The following is a 17,087-nucleotide window of genomic DNA, read 5'->3' as shown; positions in this document are numbered from 1 at the left end:
GGGTCTGTGGGTCAGCCGATCGGGTGGCGTGACCTGAGTTCGATCGTCGCGGGCCACGGGAGCAGCGCCCAGGGGCCGTGCCGTTTCGCCGTGGCGGCGGCCTTGAAATCGCTCCACCCGTCGCCATACTTCGCGAACGAGTCCTCGTCGAGGGTGCCGTCGCTCCAGTGCATGATGCGTCCGGCGAGATAGCTGAGCCCGAAGTCCGCCCACGAGACGAAACACGGCCTGGCCGCGACGTTGATGCGGTGGATGATCAGGCGGGCCTCGGCCACGTCTGCGTACCCGAGCGCGACACCCCACGTCGTCATGGCGACGGCCTGGCCCAGGGCATAGGCATCGAGGGTTCTGACGTAGATGTCGGGCGGCACGATGTCCTCGCCGACGCGTCGGCGGATCTCTCGCTCGATGTGCTCGATGCCGGCGGTGAACGGATGCGCGTCCCGCTCATCCCCGCCGTCTGCGGTGATCGCGTCGAGCCACTCGCGCGTCTTCGGGGCTCGTCCGAGCCGGGTGGCGAGGTCGTTGCGCACGGCGAGGTGCGACATCCATGCATGACGACGACGGCGGACCGTGGTCAGATGCTCGATCATGCCGAGCCAATCCTGACGGGAGCGGATGCCCCACTGAGCGATCAGGGCCGCCTTCTCGTCGTCGCCGAGTTCTGGCGCGGTCGGATCGTTCCATGGGCCGGACGGCACCGAGCGGATCTGCAGGAAGCCGAGCGCGATCTCATTCGCCGCGGCATCGGAGGTGGCGTACCGGCTCGACGCCGGAAACTTGGAGACGGGCAGGATCCACGAGAGGGGATGCATCGAACTCCTTCCGCCGCTGCACTGACGACACGCAAAGCCTGAATAGCCGTTCAATCAGTAATATATAGGTTTCGGATGCATTTTCCGAGTCGTCCAATCCTGGGGAGGTGGACTAGACATGTCGCGCAACGACGAGCTGAACCGCATCGCACGGGAGCGCTCCCGCAAGGTCATCCTGGAGTCCGCGATCGAACTGTTCGCAGAGCGCGGTGTCTCGGGTGCGAGCATCGCCGAGATCACTCGCCGTGCGGGTGTCGCGCAGGGGTTGGCCAACTACCATTTCGGCGGCAAGGATCAGCTGATCGCGGCTGTGCTCGACAACTGGTTCGATGTGCTCTTCGGGATTCCCCAGGTCGAGGGCCCCGCCGATGTGCGCCTGGCCGGCATCATCGATGGCGCGCTCACAGCCACCGGGTATGCGCTGCCGGTGCAGCGAGCCGTGTTCGCGTTGCAGCAGCAGCCGAGCACCCACCGTCTGTACGCCGAGGCTGAGGAGCGGCATGCAGATCAAGCGGTCGCCTCCGAGAACACTGTGCGAGAGATCTTCCGGGAGCGAGGCGCGAGCGATCCGCCCCTCGAGGAGATCATGCTGCGCAGCACGCTCGAGGGAATCTTCATGAAGTACGCCGTATACGGCGACACCTACCCGCTCGAAGACGCGCGACGCTGGGTGCATCGGCTCTACGGGCTCCCGGAGCCCGAGGCTCCGCTGCCGCTGCAACTCGCGCCACGCGACCCGGACGCGCGGACCCGCGCCTCAGGAGCGCTCCGCCCCGAGAACTGACCCCGGAAGCGGATCTGTCTCAGATCCTGTCGTTCATCCGGTTCGCCGCCCTGCCGAGTCGCTCACCCCAGCTGCATGCGGGCGAACGCGCCGAGCACGACGCGCTCCGATTGCACGAGGTAGCGCTCGAGCTCGTCGGCACCGGCCTGCGCTCCTCGCGTGAGGAACGTGTCGAGCACGGCGCGGTTCTTGCGGACGAACGGCTCGTGCAGAGATCGGGGGTCGTCGATCTTCAGGAAGGCCAGTCTCAACTCTGCGGCCAGGTCGCGATAGGTGCGGGCCAACCGCGGGCTGTCGGCGAGAGCCACCAGGGCGACGTGGAACGCCATGTTGGCGCTTCCCACCGCGCGCCACGTCTCGGTGTCGTCGAGGAGTGCATCCCGGGCGGCTGCCTCGGCCGCCAGCACTGCCTCCCGCATCTGCTGGACGGCCGGGTGCTCCGGCTCGGAGTGCAGGAGAGCGGTGCACTCGATGACGCGACGCGCTCGATAGATGTCGATGACGTCGGCGATCGTCGGCGAGGCGACGGAGACCCCGCGATGCGGCACATGCTCGAGCAGTCCCTGCTCGGAGAGGGCGCGGAACGCCTCGCGCAGAGTGTTGCGTGCCACGCCGAAGTGCTCGGCGATGGCCGATTCCGACAGTCGAGAGCCGGGCGCGAAGGCTCCGTCGATGATCTGCTGTCGGAGCGCATCGGCGAGCATGCCCTGCTGGTTCATGCCTTCATCGTAGGCGGGGCGCGCGACGGATCGTTCGACCGCCCGCCTCCGGTATTACGCGACTGGAACTGCGCCGTAGCACAGCGGAAACAAAGTTGTTGAACAATATCTCTCAATCCGTTCTACACTGGGTGGCACTCGACACCCACCAACGACGATGGGAAATCCCCCGCAATGTCTGAGAACACCGCAGCCCCGCTGTCAGCAGAAGACGAAGCCCGGCTCTCCGCCGCCAAGAGGCGCGCAGGCCGCAGCGCCGTGATCGGCGCGATCTTCCTGATGGCCACCAGCGCGATCGGCCCAGGATTCATCACCCAGACGGCCACCTTCACCGCGACGATGGGCGCGGCGTTCGCCTTCGCGATCCTGGTCTCGATCCTCGTCGACATCGCAGTGCAGTTGAACATCTGGCGCATGATCACCTCCTCCGGCCTGCGCGCCGGAGAGCTCGCCAACCGTGCCATCCCCTTCTCGGGCCACGTCATCGCCGTGCTCGTCGTGATCGGCGGTCTGGCATTCAACATCGGCAACATCGCCGGTGGTGGCCTGGGCATGAACGCGCTGCTCGGCATCGATCCGAAGCTCGGCGGCATGATCACGGCGGCCCTCGCGATCATCATCTTCCTCGTCAAGAAGGCCGGCCCCGTCATGGACGTCGTGCTCGTCGTGCTCGGCATCGGCATGATCGTGATGACCGTGATCGTCGCGGTCATCGCCCAGCCGCCGATCGGCGAGGCGCTGCGGCAGACGTTCGTGCCGGATGAGCTCAACTTCGCCACCATCACCACGATCGTCGGCGGAACCGTGGGCGGATACATCACCTACTCGGGCGCCCACCGCTACCTCGACTCCGGTCACACCGGTCCCGAGCAGGCGGCTCCCGTCATGCGCGCGGCGGCGAACGGCATCCTCGTCACCGGCATCATGCGCTACGTGCTGTTCCTCGCGATCCTCGGGGTGGTCGCCTCGGGCGTCGCGCTCGACCTGTCGAGCCAGGCGGCGAACCCCGCAGGGCAGGCCTTCGGCGCCGTGCTCGGCGACGCGGGACTCCGCATCTTCGGCGCGATCTTCTGGGCCGCGGCGATCAGCTCGGTCATCGGCGCGGCGTACACGTCGGCGACCTTCCTGTCGACCTTCACGAAGAAGCTCAAGGGTGGGTGGCCTCTGCAGCTGGCGACCGTCGCCTTCATCGTCGTATCGCTGATCGTCTACCTCTCGATCGGCACCGCGCCGGCGGCGATCCTCGTCTTCGTCGGTGGCTTCAACGGGCTGATCCTGCCCATCGGGCTCACGGTCTTCATGTACATCGGCTGGTTCCGTCGTGACCTGCTCGGCTCGAAGAAGTACCCGATGTGGCTGCTCATCGCCGGTACGCTCGTGACGCTGCTGACCTGGTACATGGGCATCGTCTCGGTCGGCCCCATCTTCGCCTTCCTCGGAATCGGAGCGTGACCGCGTGACATCGATCGACCTCAACTCCGACCTCGGCGAGAACGTCCCCGACCGGGTGGTCAGCGACGACGAGAGCATGCTGCGCCTGGTGACGAGCGCCAATGTGGCGTGCGGCTTCCATGCGGGCAGCCCCGAAGGCATCCGGTCGACGCTCGCGAGCGCCGTGGCCGGCGGCGTCGTGATCGGCGCGCACCCCGGCTACCGCGACTACGAGAACTTCGGCCGCACGAAGGTCGACATCGATTCGGCCACGCTGCAGGCGCACGTCGAGTACCAGCTCGGAGCCCTGATCGGGCTTGCCGCAGCCGTCGGCGGTCGGGTCGCCTACGTCAAGCCGCATGGGGCGCTCTACAACACGATCGCCCGTGATGAGCGGCAGTCGAAGGATGTGGTGGCGGCGATCCGTGCGATCGATCCGAGCCTCGTGCTGCTGGGCCTTGCCGGGGGCGTCGTGCTCGACGTGGCCGAGCGTGCGGGCCTGCAGATCGCGGCAGAGGCCTTCGCCGACCGGGCGTATCAGCCCGACGGCCAGCTCGTCTCGCGCACCGAGCCCGGCTCGGTGCTGCACGACCCCGCGGCCGTCGCCGAGCGCATGGTGCGCCTCGCAGGCGACGGAGTGATCCGCGCGATCGACGGCACCGACGTGCCCGTCAGCACACAGTCGATCTGCGTGCACGGCGACAGCCCGGGCTCCGTGGCCATGGCCGCGGAGACCAAGCGGATGCTGCAGGATGCCGGCATCACGATCGCACCGTTCGCGGGGGTCTGACATGACCGTCCTCGCCACCGCCGACCAGCTCGCCGATGCGCGGGCGGCGCGGGCCGCCATCCGGGCGGGCCACGCCGAGCCGACCAGCGGTGTCGCCGTCGGGCTGACGCAGGCGAACCTGATCTCCGTGCCGGCCGACTGGGCCTTCGAGACGTTGCTCTTCGCGCAGCGGAACCCGAAGCCGTGCCCCGTGCTCGAGGTCATCGAACAGGGCGAGGTCGAGTCGCGGCTCGCGCCCGGCAGCGACATCCGCACCGACATCGGTCGGTATCGCATCTGGCGCGACGGAGAACTGGTCGACGAGGTCGCCGACGCGACTGCGGCCTGGGCGGAGCATCCGGACCTCGTCTCGTTCCTCATCGGATGCAGCTTCACGTTCGAGTCCGGACTCGTGCAGGCGGGAATCCCGATCCGTCACCAGGAACTCGGGCGCAACGTGCCGATGTACCGCACCGCTGTGCCCTGCACCCCGGCTGGCCGGCTGAGCGGCGAGATGGTCGTCTCGATGCGACCGATTCCCGCGGATCGCGTGGCGGATGCCGTGCAGATCTCCGGCCGGACCCCCGCCGTACACGGTGCTCCGGTGCACATCGGCGATCCTGCCTCGCTCGGCATCGCCGACCTGGCTCGTCCGGATTTCGGCGATGCGCCCGAGGTGCGCGAGGGTGAGGTGCCGGTGTTCTGGGCCTGTGGCGTCACTCCGCAGGCAGCGATCATGGCCTCGAAGCCTCCCTTCGCCATCACCCACGCGCCCGGCTACATGTTCATCACCGACGTTCCCGATGCGGAGTACCTGGTCTGATGCGCATCCTCACGGCATCCGATCACGCGCTCCTCGTCGAGGCGGCCGACCTCGACGAGGCGATGCGACTGAACCTCGCGTGGGAGGGCGTGCACGGCGTGGTCGAGCGCATCCCCGGTGCCCGCACCGTGCTCGTGCGGTTCGACCCGCTGGCGGTGTCGGCCGCCGATCTCGCCGATGCGCTGGCCGCGACCGAGATCGACACCGCCCATCTGCAGGCCACCGGCGAGGTCACGGTGCCTGTTCGGTACGACGGAGAAGATCTCGACGAGACGGCGTCCCTCTTGGGTGTGTCTGCGGCAGAGCTCGTGAACCGCCATCTGGCAGCCGACTGGAAGGTCGCCTTCTCGGGCTTCGCCCCCGGCTTCGGCTACGTGGTGAGCAGCGACCCGCTGTTCGATGTGCCCCGCCGCTCGTCGCCCCGCACCCGCGTGCCCGCGGGCTCCGTGGCACTCGCCGGACAGTTCACCGGGGTGTACCCGCGCGAGAGTCCGGGCGGATGGCAGCTCATCGGACGTACGGATGCCGTGATGTGGGACATCGACCGTGACCCGCCCGCGCTGCTGTCGCCGGGCACGACCGTCCGGTTCGAGCAGGTGCGTGCGCAGATCGTGACGTCGGAGAACGCAGACGACCGCGCCGACGCACGGGCTGTCGCCGAACCACACGCCGCCGCAGGCGCGCCCGACCCGGGTCCTCCGGGTGCCGGCGCGGTCGAGATCGTGCGTCCGTCGATGCAGCTGCTGGTGCAGGATGCCGGTCGGCCCGGCTTCGCGGCACTCGGCGTCTCGGCGTCCGGTGTCGCCGATCGTCGCGCCATGCGCGAGGCGAACCGTGCGGTGGGCAATGCCACCGGCGCAGCGGTGCTCGAGAGCGTCGGCGGTGCGGTGCTGCGCTTCCGGGGTGCCGGGGTCGCCGCGATCTCGGGTGCTGTCGGCTCTCTCGACCTGATCGACGCGGACGGTGCGACTCGTCGCATCGAACACGGCGCGCCCTTCGCCACCGTCGAGGGCGACGAGCTCATTCTCGGCCACCCGACCAGCGGGCTGCGCTACCTCATCGCGATCCGTGGCGGGGTGGCCGTGGACCCGGCGCTCGACAGCCGCGCAAGCGACACTCTCGCCGGGCTCGGGCCCGCTCCGCTGGCCGCAGGCGACGTGCTGCGAGCGGGCGACGCCGCAGCGCATCCGGTCGAGCCCGAGGCCCTGCTGCGGACGCTGCCTTCTCCCGGCGACCTCGTCGACCTCGAGATCACCCTCGGCCCCCGCGACGACTGGTTCACGGCGGCGGCCCTCGCGACCCTCGCCGGCCAGGAGTGGACCGTGACGCCGCGCTCCGACCGTGTCGGCATCAGACTCGAGGGCGCCGTGCCGCTCGAGCGATCCGTCAGTGGCGAGCTGCCCAGCGAAGGGGCGGTGACCGGGGCGATCCAGGTGCCTCCGGACGGCCAGCCCGTGCTGTTCCTCCCCGACCACCCGCTCACCGGCGGATACCCGATCATCGGTGCGCTCACCGACCGCAGCCTCGATCTCGCCGGTCAGCTGCCGCCGGGCGCGCGCGTCCGTTTCACTGTCAAGGAGACCTCATGACCAAGGTGCTGATCGCGAATCGCGGAGAGATCGCCGTGCGCGTCATCCGTGCCTGCGCCGAGGCCGGCTACACGTCGATCGCCGTCTATGCGGATCAGGACGCGGATGCCCTGCATGTGCGCCTCGCCGACGAGGCCCTGGGGCTGGGCGGGAGCACAGCGGCGACCACGTACCTCTCCATCGACGCTCTGCTCGACGCGGCACGCACCAGCGGCGCGGATGCCGTGCACCCCGGCTACGGATTCCTCTCGGAGAGCGCGGATTTCGCGCGCGCCGTCGAGGGGGCTGGCCTCATCTGGATCGGCCCTTCGCCCGAGAGCATCGACGCGCTCGGCGACAAGATGACCGCGCGCCGGATCGCGCAGCGTGTCGGAGCGCCTTTGGCGGCAGGCACAGACCAGCCGCTGGCCGGGCCCGCGGAGGCGGTGTCGTTCGCCGAGGAGCACGGCCTTCCGATCGCGATCAAGGCGGCGTTCGGCGGTGGCGGGCGAGGGCTCAAGGTGGTGCGAGAGATGTCGGAGGTCGCGGATGCCTTCGACGCGGCGACCCGTGAGGCCATCGCTGCCTTCGGTCGCGGCGAGTGCTTCGTCGAGCGCTTCCTCGAGAGTCCCCGTCACATCGAGGTGCAGGTGCTCGGCGACGGACGCGGTGGCGTCGTGGTCGTCGGCGACCGCGACTGCTCGATGCAGCGCCGCAACCAGAAGCTGATCGAAGAGGCGCCGGCACCGGGGCTGTCGAGCGATCAGCGCAGGCAGTTCCATGATGCTGCCCGCGCGATCTGCGGAGAGGTGCAGTACCGGGGTGCGGGGACCGTGGAGTTCCTCCTCGCGTCAGACGGCACGATCTCCTTCCTCGAGGTGAACACCAGGCTCCAGGTCGAGCACCCGGTCACCGAAGAGGTCACCGGCACGGACCTCGTGCGCGAGCAGTTCCGCATCGCCTTCGGCGAGGGGATCTCGTTCAGCGAGACGCCCGTGCCGACGGGGCACGCCTTCGAGTTCCGCATCAACGCCGAGGACCCCGGTCGTGGCTTTCTGCCGAGCCCCGGTCGCGTCGACTCGCTGCGGATCCCCGGCGGACCCGGTGTGCGCTGGGACAGCGGCATCGAGGCGGGCGACGTGGTTCAGCCGGCCTTCGACTCGATGATCGCGAAGCTCGTCGTGCATGCTGACAGCCGTGACGCGGCGCTGGTGCGGGCGCGTCGGGCGCTGCGCGAGCTCGTCGTCGAGGGCCCGGCGACCGTCATCCCGTTCGATCTGCTCGCTCTCGACGACGAGGCGTTCGCCACGGAGACCTTCGCGGTGCACACCCAGTGGATCGAGAGCACCCTGCTGCCGCGGCTGGAGCCGCAGTTGCGACCGGATCCCGTACCGGATGCCGCCCTCCAGCGCTTCCCCGTCGAGATCGACGGACGCCGGGTCGTGCTCGGACTCCCGATCGGTCTGCTCGGCGGTCTCGGCGGTCTCGGCGGTCTCGGAGGTCTTGCGGATGCCGGAACTGCGGCGCCCGCCTCCGATCCGACCGAGCTGCGCTCACCGGCACCGGGCACGCTCGTGCGCTGGCTCGCCGACGATGGTGCGAGCGTCTCGGAGGGCGACCCGGTCGCCGTGCTCGACGCGATGAAGATGGAGACCACGGTCGCCGCTCACCGCGGCGGTGTCCTGTCGTACCGGGTGGAGCTCTCTGCGGCGATCGCGCCCGACGCGGTGCTCGCCGTCATCGTCTGAGCGCGATCGCGCCAGAACGCGACGATCCCGGATGCCGCAGTCGCAGCATCCGGGATCGTCGTGGTCGTAAGTGGTTCGTGACTACGCGGGGTCGCCGCCCAGCGGGCCCACGGCCTCGAGCGGCCTCGGGTCGTCGGCGCCGGTCTTGCGGGCCCGGGCGATGAGGTTGCCCAGGTGGTAGATCAGCAGAGCCGCGACCGTGCCGAGCACGATGCCGCCGAAGGCGAAGTCGCCGAGCTGCATCGAGAAACCGGCGATGCCGATCACGAGCGAGACGGCCGCCGTGTACTGGTTGACCGGGCGCGAGAAGTCGACCTTGCTGTCGACCCAGATCTTGATGCCGATGATGCCGATGAGGCCGTACAGTGCGGTGGTCGCGCCACCGAGCACGCCGGCCGGGATCGAATTGAAGACCTCGCCGACCTTGGGAGAGAAGGCGAGCAGGATCGCGAAGAGACCCGCGACCCAGTAGACCGCGGTGGAGTAGACGCGGGTGGCTGCCATGACGCCGATGTTCTCGCCGTACGTCGTGGTACCCGAGCCGCCGAAGCCGCCGGCGATGGTCGTCGCGACACCGTCGGCGATGAGCGCGCGACCCGTGTGCTTGTTGATCGCCGGGTCTTCGGTCATGGTCGCGACGCCGCGCACGTGGCCCACGTTCTCGGCGACGAGCACCAGCACGACGGGCAGGAACATCGCGATGGTCGACCACGTGCCGGGCTCGACGAAATCGGGGAGCTGGAACTCGGGGAGGCCCACCCAGGGAGCATCCGCGATGAGCTCTGCGGGGGTCTTGCCTCCGCGCAGGGCGTTGGGCACCTCGAACGAGCCGGTGAAGGCGGCGTAGATGAAGCCCACCGCGACACCGAGGAAGATCGAGATGCGGCCGAGGAATCCGCGGAACAGCACCGCGAACAGGATGATCGCGACGAGCGTGATGGTCGCGGTCACCGGGTCGAGCTGGAAGTTGTTCCACGCGGTCGGCGCGAGGTTGAAGCCGATCAGGGCGACGATCGCGCCGGCGACGACCGGGGGCATCAGGGCATCGACCCAGCGCAGGCCGGCGAACTGCACGACCAGACCGACGACGGTGAGCAGGAGACCGACCGCGACGACGCCCGCGAGGGCGGATCCGGTGCCGCCGGCGGCGACCGCAGCGGTGATCGGCGCGATGAACGCGAACGACGATCCGAGGTAGCTGGGCAGCTGGTTCTTCGTGATCAGCAGGAAGATGAGGGTGCCGAGACCGCTGAACAGCAGGGTGGTCGAGACCGGGAAGCCGGTCAGCGTCGGCACGAGGAACGTGGCGCCGAACATCGCGACGACGTGCTGGGCGCCGATCGCGATCGTGGCGGGCCAGTTCAGGCGCTCATCGGGCTTGACGACGGCGCCGGGTTCGACCGTGCGGCCGTTTCCGTGGGTCTTCCACAGGGGCATGCGGGCTCCTCAGGATCGGGGGAGGGGGAGTGCTCGAGCAACACTACCGATTCCTGAGTGTTCCCTGGGTGCGGTGGGGCCACCGCTTCGGGCGGACTTCTGCTCCTCGGGAGGAGGATTCTCGAAGATCTCTCCTCCTGAGACGCAGTTCTCCTCCCGAGGGTGCGGGGGAGGCCGCGGGGGTCAGGCCCCGAGGCGCTCGATCAGCTCGCGGTAGCGGTCGGCGGTGCGCTCGACGATGTCCTCGGGCAGCACGGGAGGCTCGCCCTGCTTGTCCCAGTTGGCGGCCAGCCAGTCGCGCACGATCTGCTTGTCGAAGCTCGCCATGCGCTCCTTCGGCGTCGTGCCGGTGCGCCAGGCCTCGGCATCCCAGTAGCGCGACGAGTCGCTCGTGAGCACCTCGTCGGCCAGATGCAGGATGCCCTCGGCATACGTCCCGAACTCGAACTTCGTGTCCGCGAGGATCAGGCCCTTCTCCTCGGCGATCGCGGCGGCGCGCGCGTAGAGCGCGATCGACACGTCTCGCAGTTCGGCCGCCCGCTCGGCGCCGACGAGCTCGACTGTCTGCTCGAACGTGATGTTCTCGTCGTGCTCACCCATCGGCGCCTTGTAGGCGGGGGTGAACAGCGGCTCGGGAAGGCGGTCGCCGTTCTGCAGTCCCTCAGGCAGCGGGATGCCGCACACGGTGCCGCTCTCGGTGTACTCGGCCCAACCGGAGCCGGTGATGTAGCCGCGCACGACGCACTCGACCGGGAGCATCTCCAGCGACTGCGCGAGCATGGCGCGATCGGCGACGCTCGCGGGGGTCTCGCCGTCGGCGAGATGATTGGGAACGTCGCTCAGCTGGCTGAACCACCAGCGGCTCAGACGCGTCAGCAGCGCGCCCTTGTGAGGGATGCCGGGGGAGAGCACGAAGTCGAACGCGCTCACGCGGTCGGACGCCACCACGAGGATGCGGGTATCGGCGGCGTCATCCGAGGCATAGAGGTCGCGGACCTTGCCCGAGTAGATGTGGCGCCAGCCGGGAATGGTCTGCGCATTGCTGTCCGAAGGTGTGCTCACCCGCCCCATTATCCCGGTAGACGCGCCCGGTGTCGTGTCAAGGCCTGGCGCGATGCGCCGCCCGGGTGTCGGCGGGGCTGTCTAGCGTAAAGGGGTGACCGACGACCTCTTCACCGACCGACTGCGGCTCTCGCGGGCCGTGCCCGCCGATCTCGACGCCGTGTTCGGCATCCAGAACGATCCCCGGGTGTGGACGCACTATCCGAGTCTGCGTCACACCGACACCGAGGCGACGATCCAGATGATGCAGCGGTGGGAGCGCAGCTGGGAGCGGGCGGGTCTCGGATCGTGGGTCGTGCGCCTGCGCGACACGGACGAGGTGATCGGCAACGGCGGGTGCACGCTGCTCGACGGCGATGTGTGGAACGTGGGCTACCGGATCGCCGCCGACCACCACGGGCGCGGATACGCGACGGAGCTCGCCCGAGCCGCTCTCGCCCAGGCGCGCATCGTCGCCCCCGATCGCCCGATCATCGCCTATCTGGTCGAGCACAATCGCGGGTCGGCGCACGTGGCGCAGAAGATCGGGCTCGAACTCGTGCACCGTGCGCCGGATGCCGGCAACCCCGACCCCTCGGTGATCAGGCTGGTCTATGCCGATCGACCTCTCGCGCCTGCCCAGCTCGCGGCGGCCCTGCGCTAGGCGTGCACGCCCACTGCATCCCCGGTCTTGTCGAGAGGCTGCCGGAAGCGTATAGTCCACATGGACTATTTGAACGGAACCATCTGGGGAGGGGCCGATGCAGCGATTGACCCCGATGGGGGTGATGGCGCTCGCGCTGCTGCGCGAGGGCGACATGCATCCCTATGAGATGGTGCGTCTGATGCGCTCCCGCCGCGACCAGCGCCTGCTCGCCATCACGAACGGCACGCTCTATCACACGGTCGGACGGCTGCAGCGGGAGGGGCTGATCGACGAGGTCGGCATCGACCGCGAAGGCAACCGTCCGGAGCGCACCACCTACACGCTCACGGATGCCGGGACGGACGCCCTGGTCGACTGGCTGCGGCGAGAGCTCTCGGTCGTCGATCGGCCCGCCGAGTTCCGCATCGCGCTCGCCGAGGCGCACAATCTCGAGCGCGCGGAGGTCATCGGATGCCTTCGCACCCGACGCGCGGCCCTCGACGAGGGCCACGTGGCGCACCGCGACGGACTGGTCGGCGCGCGCGCCAAGGCAGTGCCCGAGCAGGTGCTCGTCGAGTTCGAGCGCCAGGAGGTGCTGCTCGAGGCCGAGCTGCGCTGGATCGACTCCCTCATCGACCGACTCGAGGCAGAGGAGTTCCCCTGGGGTCCCTCCGCCTTCGACTACTCAGACCGCTACCGCGCACAGCGAAAGGCTGCACAGCAATGACCGATTCCTCCTCGACGGGGCGCCCACCCGTGGCATCCTCGTCTTCCGGTCCCTCGACCGGCACGTTCGCCGCGGGACACCGCCCCGCGAGCCCATGGCCCGCGCTCTGGGCGCTCGTCATCGGCTTCTTCATGATCCTCGTCGACACGACGATCGTCTCGGTCGCGAACCCCGCGATCAAGGCGGCCCTCGACCCTACGACCAACAACCTCGACAACGTCGTGTGGGTCACCAGCGCCTACCTGCTCGCCTACGCGGTGCCGCTGCTGATCACCGGACGTCTCGGAGACCGCTTCGGACCGAAGAACATCTACCTCATCGGCCTCGCGATCTTCACGCTCGCCTCGCTCTGGTGCGGTCTGTCCGACTCGCTCGAGATGCTGATCGCGGCCCGCGCCGTGCAGGGTCTCGGCGCGGCGTTCATGACGCCCCAGACGATGGCTGTGATCACGCGCACGTTCCCGCCCGAGCGCCGCGGCGCAGCCATGGGCCTGTGGGGTGCGACGGCGGGTGTCGCGACCCTCGTCGGCCCGCTCGTCGGCGGTCTGCTCGTCGACGGCTTCGGGTGGGAGTGGATCTTCTTCGTCAACATCCCGGTCGGCATCGTCGCGTTCGTGCTCGCCTGGCGCCTCGTGCCGAAGCTGCAGACCAGCCCGCATCGCTTCGACATCCTCGGTGTGATCCTCAGCGCCGTCGCGCTGTTCCTCATCGTCTTCGGGCTGCAGGAGGGCGAGAAGTTCGACTGGGGCGTCATCTGGGGGCCCGTCTCGGTGTGGGGCCTGATCATCGCCGGTCTCGTCGTGCTCGCGCTGTTCATCGTGCAGCAGGCGCGCACGCGCAGCGAGGCTCTGGTGCCGCTCGCACTCTTCCGCGATCGCAACTTCTCGGGGGCCAACGTCGCGATCGCCGCAGTCGGCTTCACCGTGACGAGCATGTCGCTGCCGATGATGTTCTTCCTGCAGACGGCCCGCGGGCTCACCCCGACGGAAGCTGCGCTGCTGCTGATCCCGATGGCCGTGCTGTCGGGAGCGCTCGCCCCGGCCGCGGGCAAGCTGCTCGACCGGATCGACCCTCGCATCATCCTCATCCCTGGTCTGCTCTGTGTGGGTGTCGCGCTGGTCTGGTACTCGGCGCTGATCAACATGGACACCCCCATCTGGATGTTCCTGCTGCCCTCTGCCCTGATGGGAATCGGCAACGCCGGTATGTGGGGACCGCTCGCCACCACCGCGACGCGCAAGCTGCCTCCGCGTCAGGCCGGGGCCGGTGCGGGCATCTACAACACGACCCGCACCATCGGATCGGTGATCGGCTCGGCATCCATCGCGGCGTTCATGCAGTCGCGTCTCGAGGCGAACCTTCCGGGTCTCTCCGACGCTCCCGCAGGCATCGAGGGCGGAGGGTCGCTGCCCCCGCAGGTCGCCGAGGGCTTCGCGGCCGGTATGTCGCAGGCGATCCTGCTCCCGGCCTGTGTGATGGTGATCGCCCTGATCGCCTCGCTGTTCCTCGGTCGCTACGACAAGACGGATGCTGCGGCATCCGCACCGGCGGAGGCACCCGCGCCCGCCGCGTGATCCGCGCCTGACGACGAGCCGGGTCTTCTGCACGATCGTGCGGAAGACCCGGCTCTCCCCGGTTTGCGCCGGTCGCGCCGGTGTGGTGTCATCGGGCGATGACGATCGAGCTCATGAGGCCCACCACCGACCTGTTCGACTCCTGGGCGGCAGCAGTCGCCGAGTTCGGAGACGGGCATGTCGACGGGTCGGGTCTCCAGGCGCCGGTCACCCCTGATCGAGCGACGCTCGACGCGCTGATCGCGAAGTCGGACCTTCTCTCCGACACCACGGCCGAGCTGCCGGAGGATGCCGTGCACAACGACCTGTACTGGGTCGTCGACGACGGTGAGGTCGTGGGCTTCCTCTCGTTCCGGCACGAGCTGAACGCCTACCTGCGCGAGGTGGGCGGTCACATCGGCTATGCCGTGCGCGAATCGCGTCGACGTCAGGGCTATGCGTCCGCGGCGCTGCGGCTCGGACTCGAGCGTGCGCGCGAGATCGGACTCGAGCGCGTGCTGGTCACGTGCGACGACGACAACGTCGGCTCTTTCCGCACGATCGAGGGCGGAGGCGGCGTGCTGCAGGACGTCCGCGTGCTGCCCGAGCACGGAGAGGCGCCGGTGCGCCGATACTGGATCACGCTCTAGCGGCGAGGGCACGGACGGCCTCGCAACACAGCCGACACTCCGTCGCCGGTTAGGGTTGATGGTCGACGACCATCCCGGTGGCAGCATCCTGCCGCCCATCCGATCCGAGGAGCCTCCGTCGTGATCCCACATCCTTCCCCTGCTTCCGCGCGCCTGCGCGCGCTCGGACGCACCGTCGGGGCGATGGCGCTCACGGCGTTCATCGCGGCCGGCGCGCTGCTCGGCGGAGCATCCGCCGCGACTGCGGCCGACGACTCCGAGACCTACGTCATCGGCACAGACACCACGTTCGCGCCGTTCGAGTTCACCTCTCCCGACGGCGACCTCGTCGGCATCGACATGGACCTGCTCCGGGCGATCGCCGAAGACCAGGGCTTCAAGGTCGAGATCCGCCAGCTCGGATTCGACGCCGCCGTGCAGGCGCTGCAGGCCAACCAGGTCGACGCCGTCATGGCGGGCATGTCGATCACCGAAGAGCGTGAGAAGACGTTCGACTTCAGCGAGCCGTACTTCACCAGCGGCATCCAGCTCGGCGTGCTCGAGTCCAGCGACATCCAGTCGCTCGACGACCTCGACGGCGAGGCCGTCGCGGTCAAGACCGGCACGCAGGGGCAGACGTTCGCCGAGGAGAACCAGGACGAGTTCGGCTTCCGCATCACGCCGTATCAGGACACCACCGACATGGTGGATGCCGTCAAGGCCGGCCAGGCGGTCGGCTACTTCGAGGACTTCCCGGTGCTCGCCTACGGCATCCAGCAGGGCTCGGGCTTCCGCCTGATCGGTGAGCCGGAACTCGGCGGCGAGTACGGCTTCGCAGTCAACAAGGGTCAGAACCCCGAGCTGGTCGAGATGTTCAACGCGGGCCTGGCGAACCTCCAGGCCTCAGGCGAGTACGACGAGATCGTCGACAGCTACCTCGCCGGCGGCGAGGAGACCACGCAGGCGACCGACATCTTCTCCGTCGCGGTGAAGTACTGGCCCGCTCTCATGGAGGGCCTCTGGCTCACGATCCTCGCGACGCTCGTCGCGATCGTGGCCGCGTTCATCCTCGGCCTCATATTCGGCTTCGGTCGCGTCTCGGCCTTCGCGCCGTTCCGCTGGGTGGCGACGGCCTATGTCTACGTCTTCCGCGGCACACCGATCCTCGTGCAGGCGTTCTTCGTGTTCTTCGCCATCCCGCAGCTGTTCCCCGGACTCACGTTCAACCCGTTCGTCGCCGGAGCCATCACGCTCTCGCTGAACACCGGTGCGTACATGACCGAGATCATCCGCGGTGGCATCCAGGCGGTCGATCCCGGTCAGGCCGAGGCGTCGCGGTCGCTGGGCCTCGGACACTGGAAGACCATGCAGAAGGTCGTGCTGCCGCAGGCGTTCCGCATCATGATCCCGTCGTTCGTGAACCAGGGCATCATCACCCTCAAGGACACGTCGCTGATCAGCGTCATCGGCCTCGCCGAGCTGACGTTCGTCTCGCGCCAGATCATCGCCTCGACATACCTGTCGGCTCAGGTGCTGACGATCGTCGCCATCATCTACTTCGTCGTGATCACGCTGCTGACGCTGCTCGCGAACCGCCTGGAGAGGAAGTTCAACGCATGAGCAAGATCGAAGTCAAAGACCTGCACAAATCGTTCGGCGACAACCATGTGCTGAAGGGCATCGACCTCACGGTCGACGACGGCGAGGTCGTCGCGGTCATCGGGCCCTCGGGCTCGGGAAAGTCGACACTGCTGCGGTGCCTCAACAAGCTCGAGGAGCCGACCTCTGGCCAGGTGATCATCGACGGCGTCGACCTGACCGACAAGAGCGTCAAGCTCGACGAGGTGCGTCAGCGCATCGGCATGGTGTTCCAGCATTTCAACCTGTTCCCGCACATGACGGTGCTCGAGAACATCACGCTCGCCCCGGTCGAGCTCGGCAAGCTGTCGAAGGCAGAGGCGAAGGAGCGCGCGCTGGCGCTGCTCGACCGTGTGGGTCTGGCTGAGAAGGCCGACGCCAAGCCGGCATCCCTCTCGGGCGGCCAGAAGCAGCGCGTCGCGATCGCCCGTGCGCTCGCGATGGACCCCGAGATCATGCTCTTCGACGAGGCCACCAGCGCCCTCGACCCCGAGATGGTCGGCGAGGTGCTCCAGGTGATCCGCGACCTGGCATCGGGCGGCATGACGATGGTGCTCGTGACGCACGAGATGGGCTTCGCCCGCGAGGTCTCCGGTCGCACGGTCTTCATGGATGCCGGCGTCGTCGTCGAAGAGGCACCGCCCGCCGAACTGTTCGGTGCCCCGAAGAACGAGCGCCTGAAGGACTTCCTCTCCAAGGTGCTCTGACCCGTTCTCGTGTTCGAAGGCCCCCTCCCTGTGTCGGGTGGGGGCCTTCGCC

At 68.6% G+C, this 17,087-nt stretch carries 16 protein-coding genes; 12 read left to right on the top strand and 4 right to left on the bottom strand.

Annotation, left to right across the window (positions count from 1 at the left end; all coding sequences use genetic code 11):
- Positions 1-11: 11 nt before the first annotated feature.
- Positions 12-815, bottom strand: a complete 804-nt coding sequence (locus ACQ4LY_RS03015; RefSeq protein WP_431074508.1) for a DUF1266 domain-containing protein — start codon at positions 813-815, stop codon at positions 12-14.
- 118 nt (positions 816-933) lie between these two features.
- On the opposite strand from ACQ4LY_RS03015, the gene ACQ4LY_RS03010 reads away from it, so the two are divergent.
- Complete coding sequence (locus ACQ4LY_RS03010; protein WP_431074507.1) at positions 934-1,599, top strand: TetR/AcrR family transcriptional regulator; 666 nt, start codon at positions 934-936, stop codon at positions 1,597-1,599.
- A 62-nt stretch (positions 1,600-1,661) separates the two neighbouring features.
- Here ACQ4LY_RS03010 and ACQ4LY_RS03005 read toward each other — a convergent pair whose 3' ends face one another.
- A complete protein-coding gene (locus ACQ4LY_RS03005) occupies positions 1,662-2,318 on the bottom strand; it encodes a GntR family transcriptional regulator (RefSeq protein ID WP_431074506.1) in 657 nt (218 codons plus the stop codon).
- A gap of 174 nt (positions 2,319-2,492) precedes the next feature.
- Between ACQ4LY_RS03005 and ACQ4LY_RS03000 the strand changes: the two genes are divergently transcribed.
- The 5 genes from ACQ4LY_RS03000 to ACQ4LY_RS02980 are packed head-to-tail and all read left to right on the top strand — an operon-like array spanning position 2,493 to position 8,657.
- Positions 2,493-3,770: an NRAMP family divalent metal transporter gene (locus ACQ4LY_RS03000; protein WP_431074505.1), complete on the top strand. Its 1,278-nt coding sequence runs from the start codon at positions 2,493-2,495 to the stop codon at positions 3,768-3,770.
- 4 nt (positions 3,771-3,774) lie between these two features.
- Complete coding sequence (locus tag ACQ4LY_RS02995; protein ID WP_431074504.1) at positions 3,775-4,539, top strand: LamB/YcsF family protein; 765 nt, start codon at positions 3,775-3,777, stop codon at positions 4,537-4,539.
- Between the two features lies 1 nt (position 4,540).
- Positions 4,541-5,341 carry a putative hydro-lyase gene (locus tag ACQ4LY_RS02990; RefSeq protein ID WP_431074503.1) on the top strand — a complete coding sequence of 267 codons (801 nt, stop codon included), beginning with the start codon at positions 4,541-4,543 and terminating at the stop codon, positions 5,339-5,341.
- A complete protein-coding gene (locus ACQ4LY_RS02985; RefSeq protein WP_431074502.1) occupies positions 5,341-6,930 on the top strand; it encodes a carboxyltransferase domain-containing protein in 1,590 nt (529 codons plus the stop codon). The genes ACQ4LY_RS02990 and ACQ4LY_RS02985 overlap by 1 nt, the downstream gene beginning before the upstream one ends.
- A complete protein-coding gene (locus ACQ4LY_RS02980) occupies positions 6,927-8,657 on the top strand; it encodes an acetyl/propionyl/methylcrotonyl-CoA carboxylase subunit alpha (protein ID WP_431074501.1) in 1,731 nt (576 codons plus the stop codon). Before ACQ4LY_RS02985 ends, ACQ4LY_RS02980 begins: the two co-directional genes overlap by 4 nt.
- Positions 8,658-8,738: 81 nt before the next feature.
- On the opposite strand, the gene ACQ4LY_RS02975 is transcribed toward ACQ4LY_RS02980, so the two are convergent.
- Together ACQ4LY_RS02975 and ACQ4LY_RS02970 are read right to left on the bottom strand one after the other, a co-directional pair.
- A complete protein-coding gene (locus ACQ4LY_RS02975; protein ID WP_431074500.1) occupies positions 8,739-10,094 on the bottom strand; it encodes a uracil-xanthine permease family protein in 1,356 nt (451 codons plus the stop codon).
- Between the two features lie 183 nt (positions 10,095-10,277).
- Positions 10,278-11,165, bottom strand: coding sequence for a phosphoribosylaminoimidazolesuccinocarboxamide synthase (locus ACQ4LY_RS02970; RefSeq protein ID WP_431074499.1), 888 nt, complete (start codon positions 11,163-11,165; stop codon positions 10,278-10,280).
- Between the two features lie 85 nt (positions 11,166-11,250).
- On the opposite strand from ACQ4LY_RS02970, the gene ACQ4LY_RS02965 reads away from it, so the two are divergent.
- From ACQ4LY_RS02965 to ACQ4LY_RS02940, 6 genes are all read left to right on the top strand, one after another.
- Positions 11,251-11,799: a GNAT family N-acetyltransferase gene (locus tag ACQ4LY_RS02965; RefSeq protein WP_431074498.1), complete on the top strand. Its 549-nt coding sequence runs from the start codon at positions 11,251-11,253 to the stop codon at positions 11,797-11,799.
- 97 nt (positions 11,800-11,896) lie between these two features.
- Positions 11,897-12,508 carry a PadR family transcriptional regulator gene (locus ACQ4LY_RS02960; RefSeq protein ID WP_431074497.1) on the top strand — a complete coding sequence of 204 codons (612 nt, stop codon included), beginning with the start codon at positions 11,897-11,899 and terminating at the stop codon, positions 12,506-12,508.
- Positions 12,505-14,082 carry an MFS transporter gene (locus ACQ4LY_RS02955; RefSeq protein ID WP_431074496.1) on the top strand — a complete coding sequence of 526 codons (1,578 nt, stop codon included), beginning with the start codon at positions 12,505-12,507 and terminating at the stop codon, positions 14,080-14,082. The genes ACQ4LY_RS02960 and ACQ4LY_RS02955 overlap by 4 nt, the downstream gene beginning before the upstream one ends.
- 98 nt (positions 14,083-14,180) lie before the next feature.
- A complete protein-coding gene (locus ACQ4LY_RS02950; RefSeq protein ID WP_431074495.1) occupies positions 14,181-14,711 on the top strand; it encodes a GNAT family N-acetyltransferase in 531 nt (176 codons plus the stop codon).
- Between the two features lie 120 nt (positions 14,712-14,831).
- Entirely contained in the window at positions 14,832-16,310 is a 1,479-nt protein-coding gene (locus tag ACQ4LY_RS02945; protein WP_431074494.1) for an amino acid ABC transporter substrate-binding protein/permease, read from the top strand.
- Complete coding sequence (locus tag ACQ4LY_RS02940; protein ID WP_431074493.1) at positions 16,307-17,035, top strand: amino acid ABC transporter ATP-binding protein; 729 nt, start codon at positions 16,307-16,309, stop codon at positions 17,033-17,035. Before ACQ4LY_RS02945 ends, ACQ4LY_RS02940 begins: the two co-directional genes overlap by 4 nt.
- The last annotated feature ends 52 nt before the right edge of the window (positions 17,036-17,087 follow it).

The organism is Microbacterium phyllosphaerae, from assembly GCF_050628115.1.
Classification (GTDB): Bacteria; Actinomycetota; Actinomycetes; order Actinomycetales; family Microbacteriaceae; genus Microbacterium; species Microbacterium phyllosphaerae_A.
Note: the sequence above shows the minus strand (reverse complement) of the source record. Positions and strands in the feature narration are given on the sequence as shown.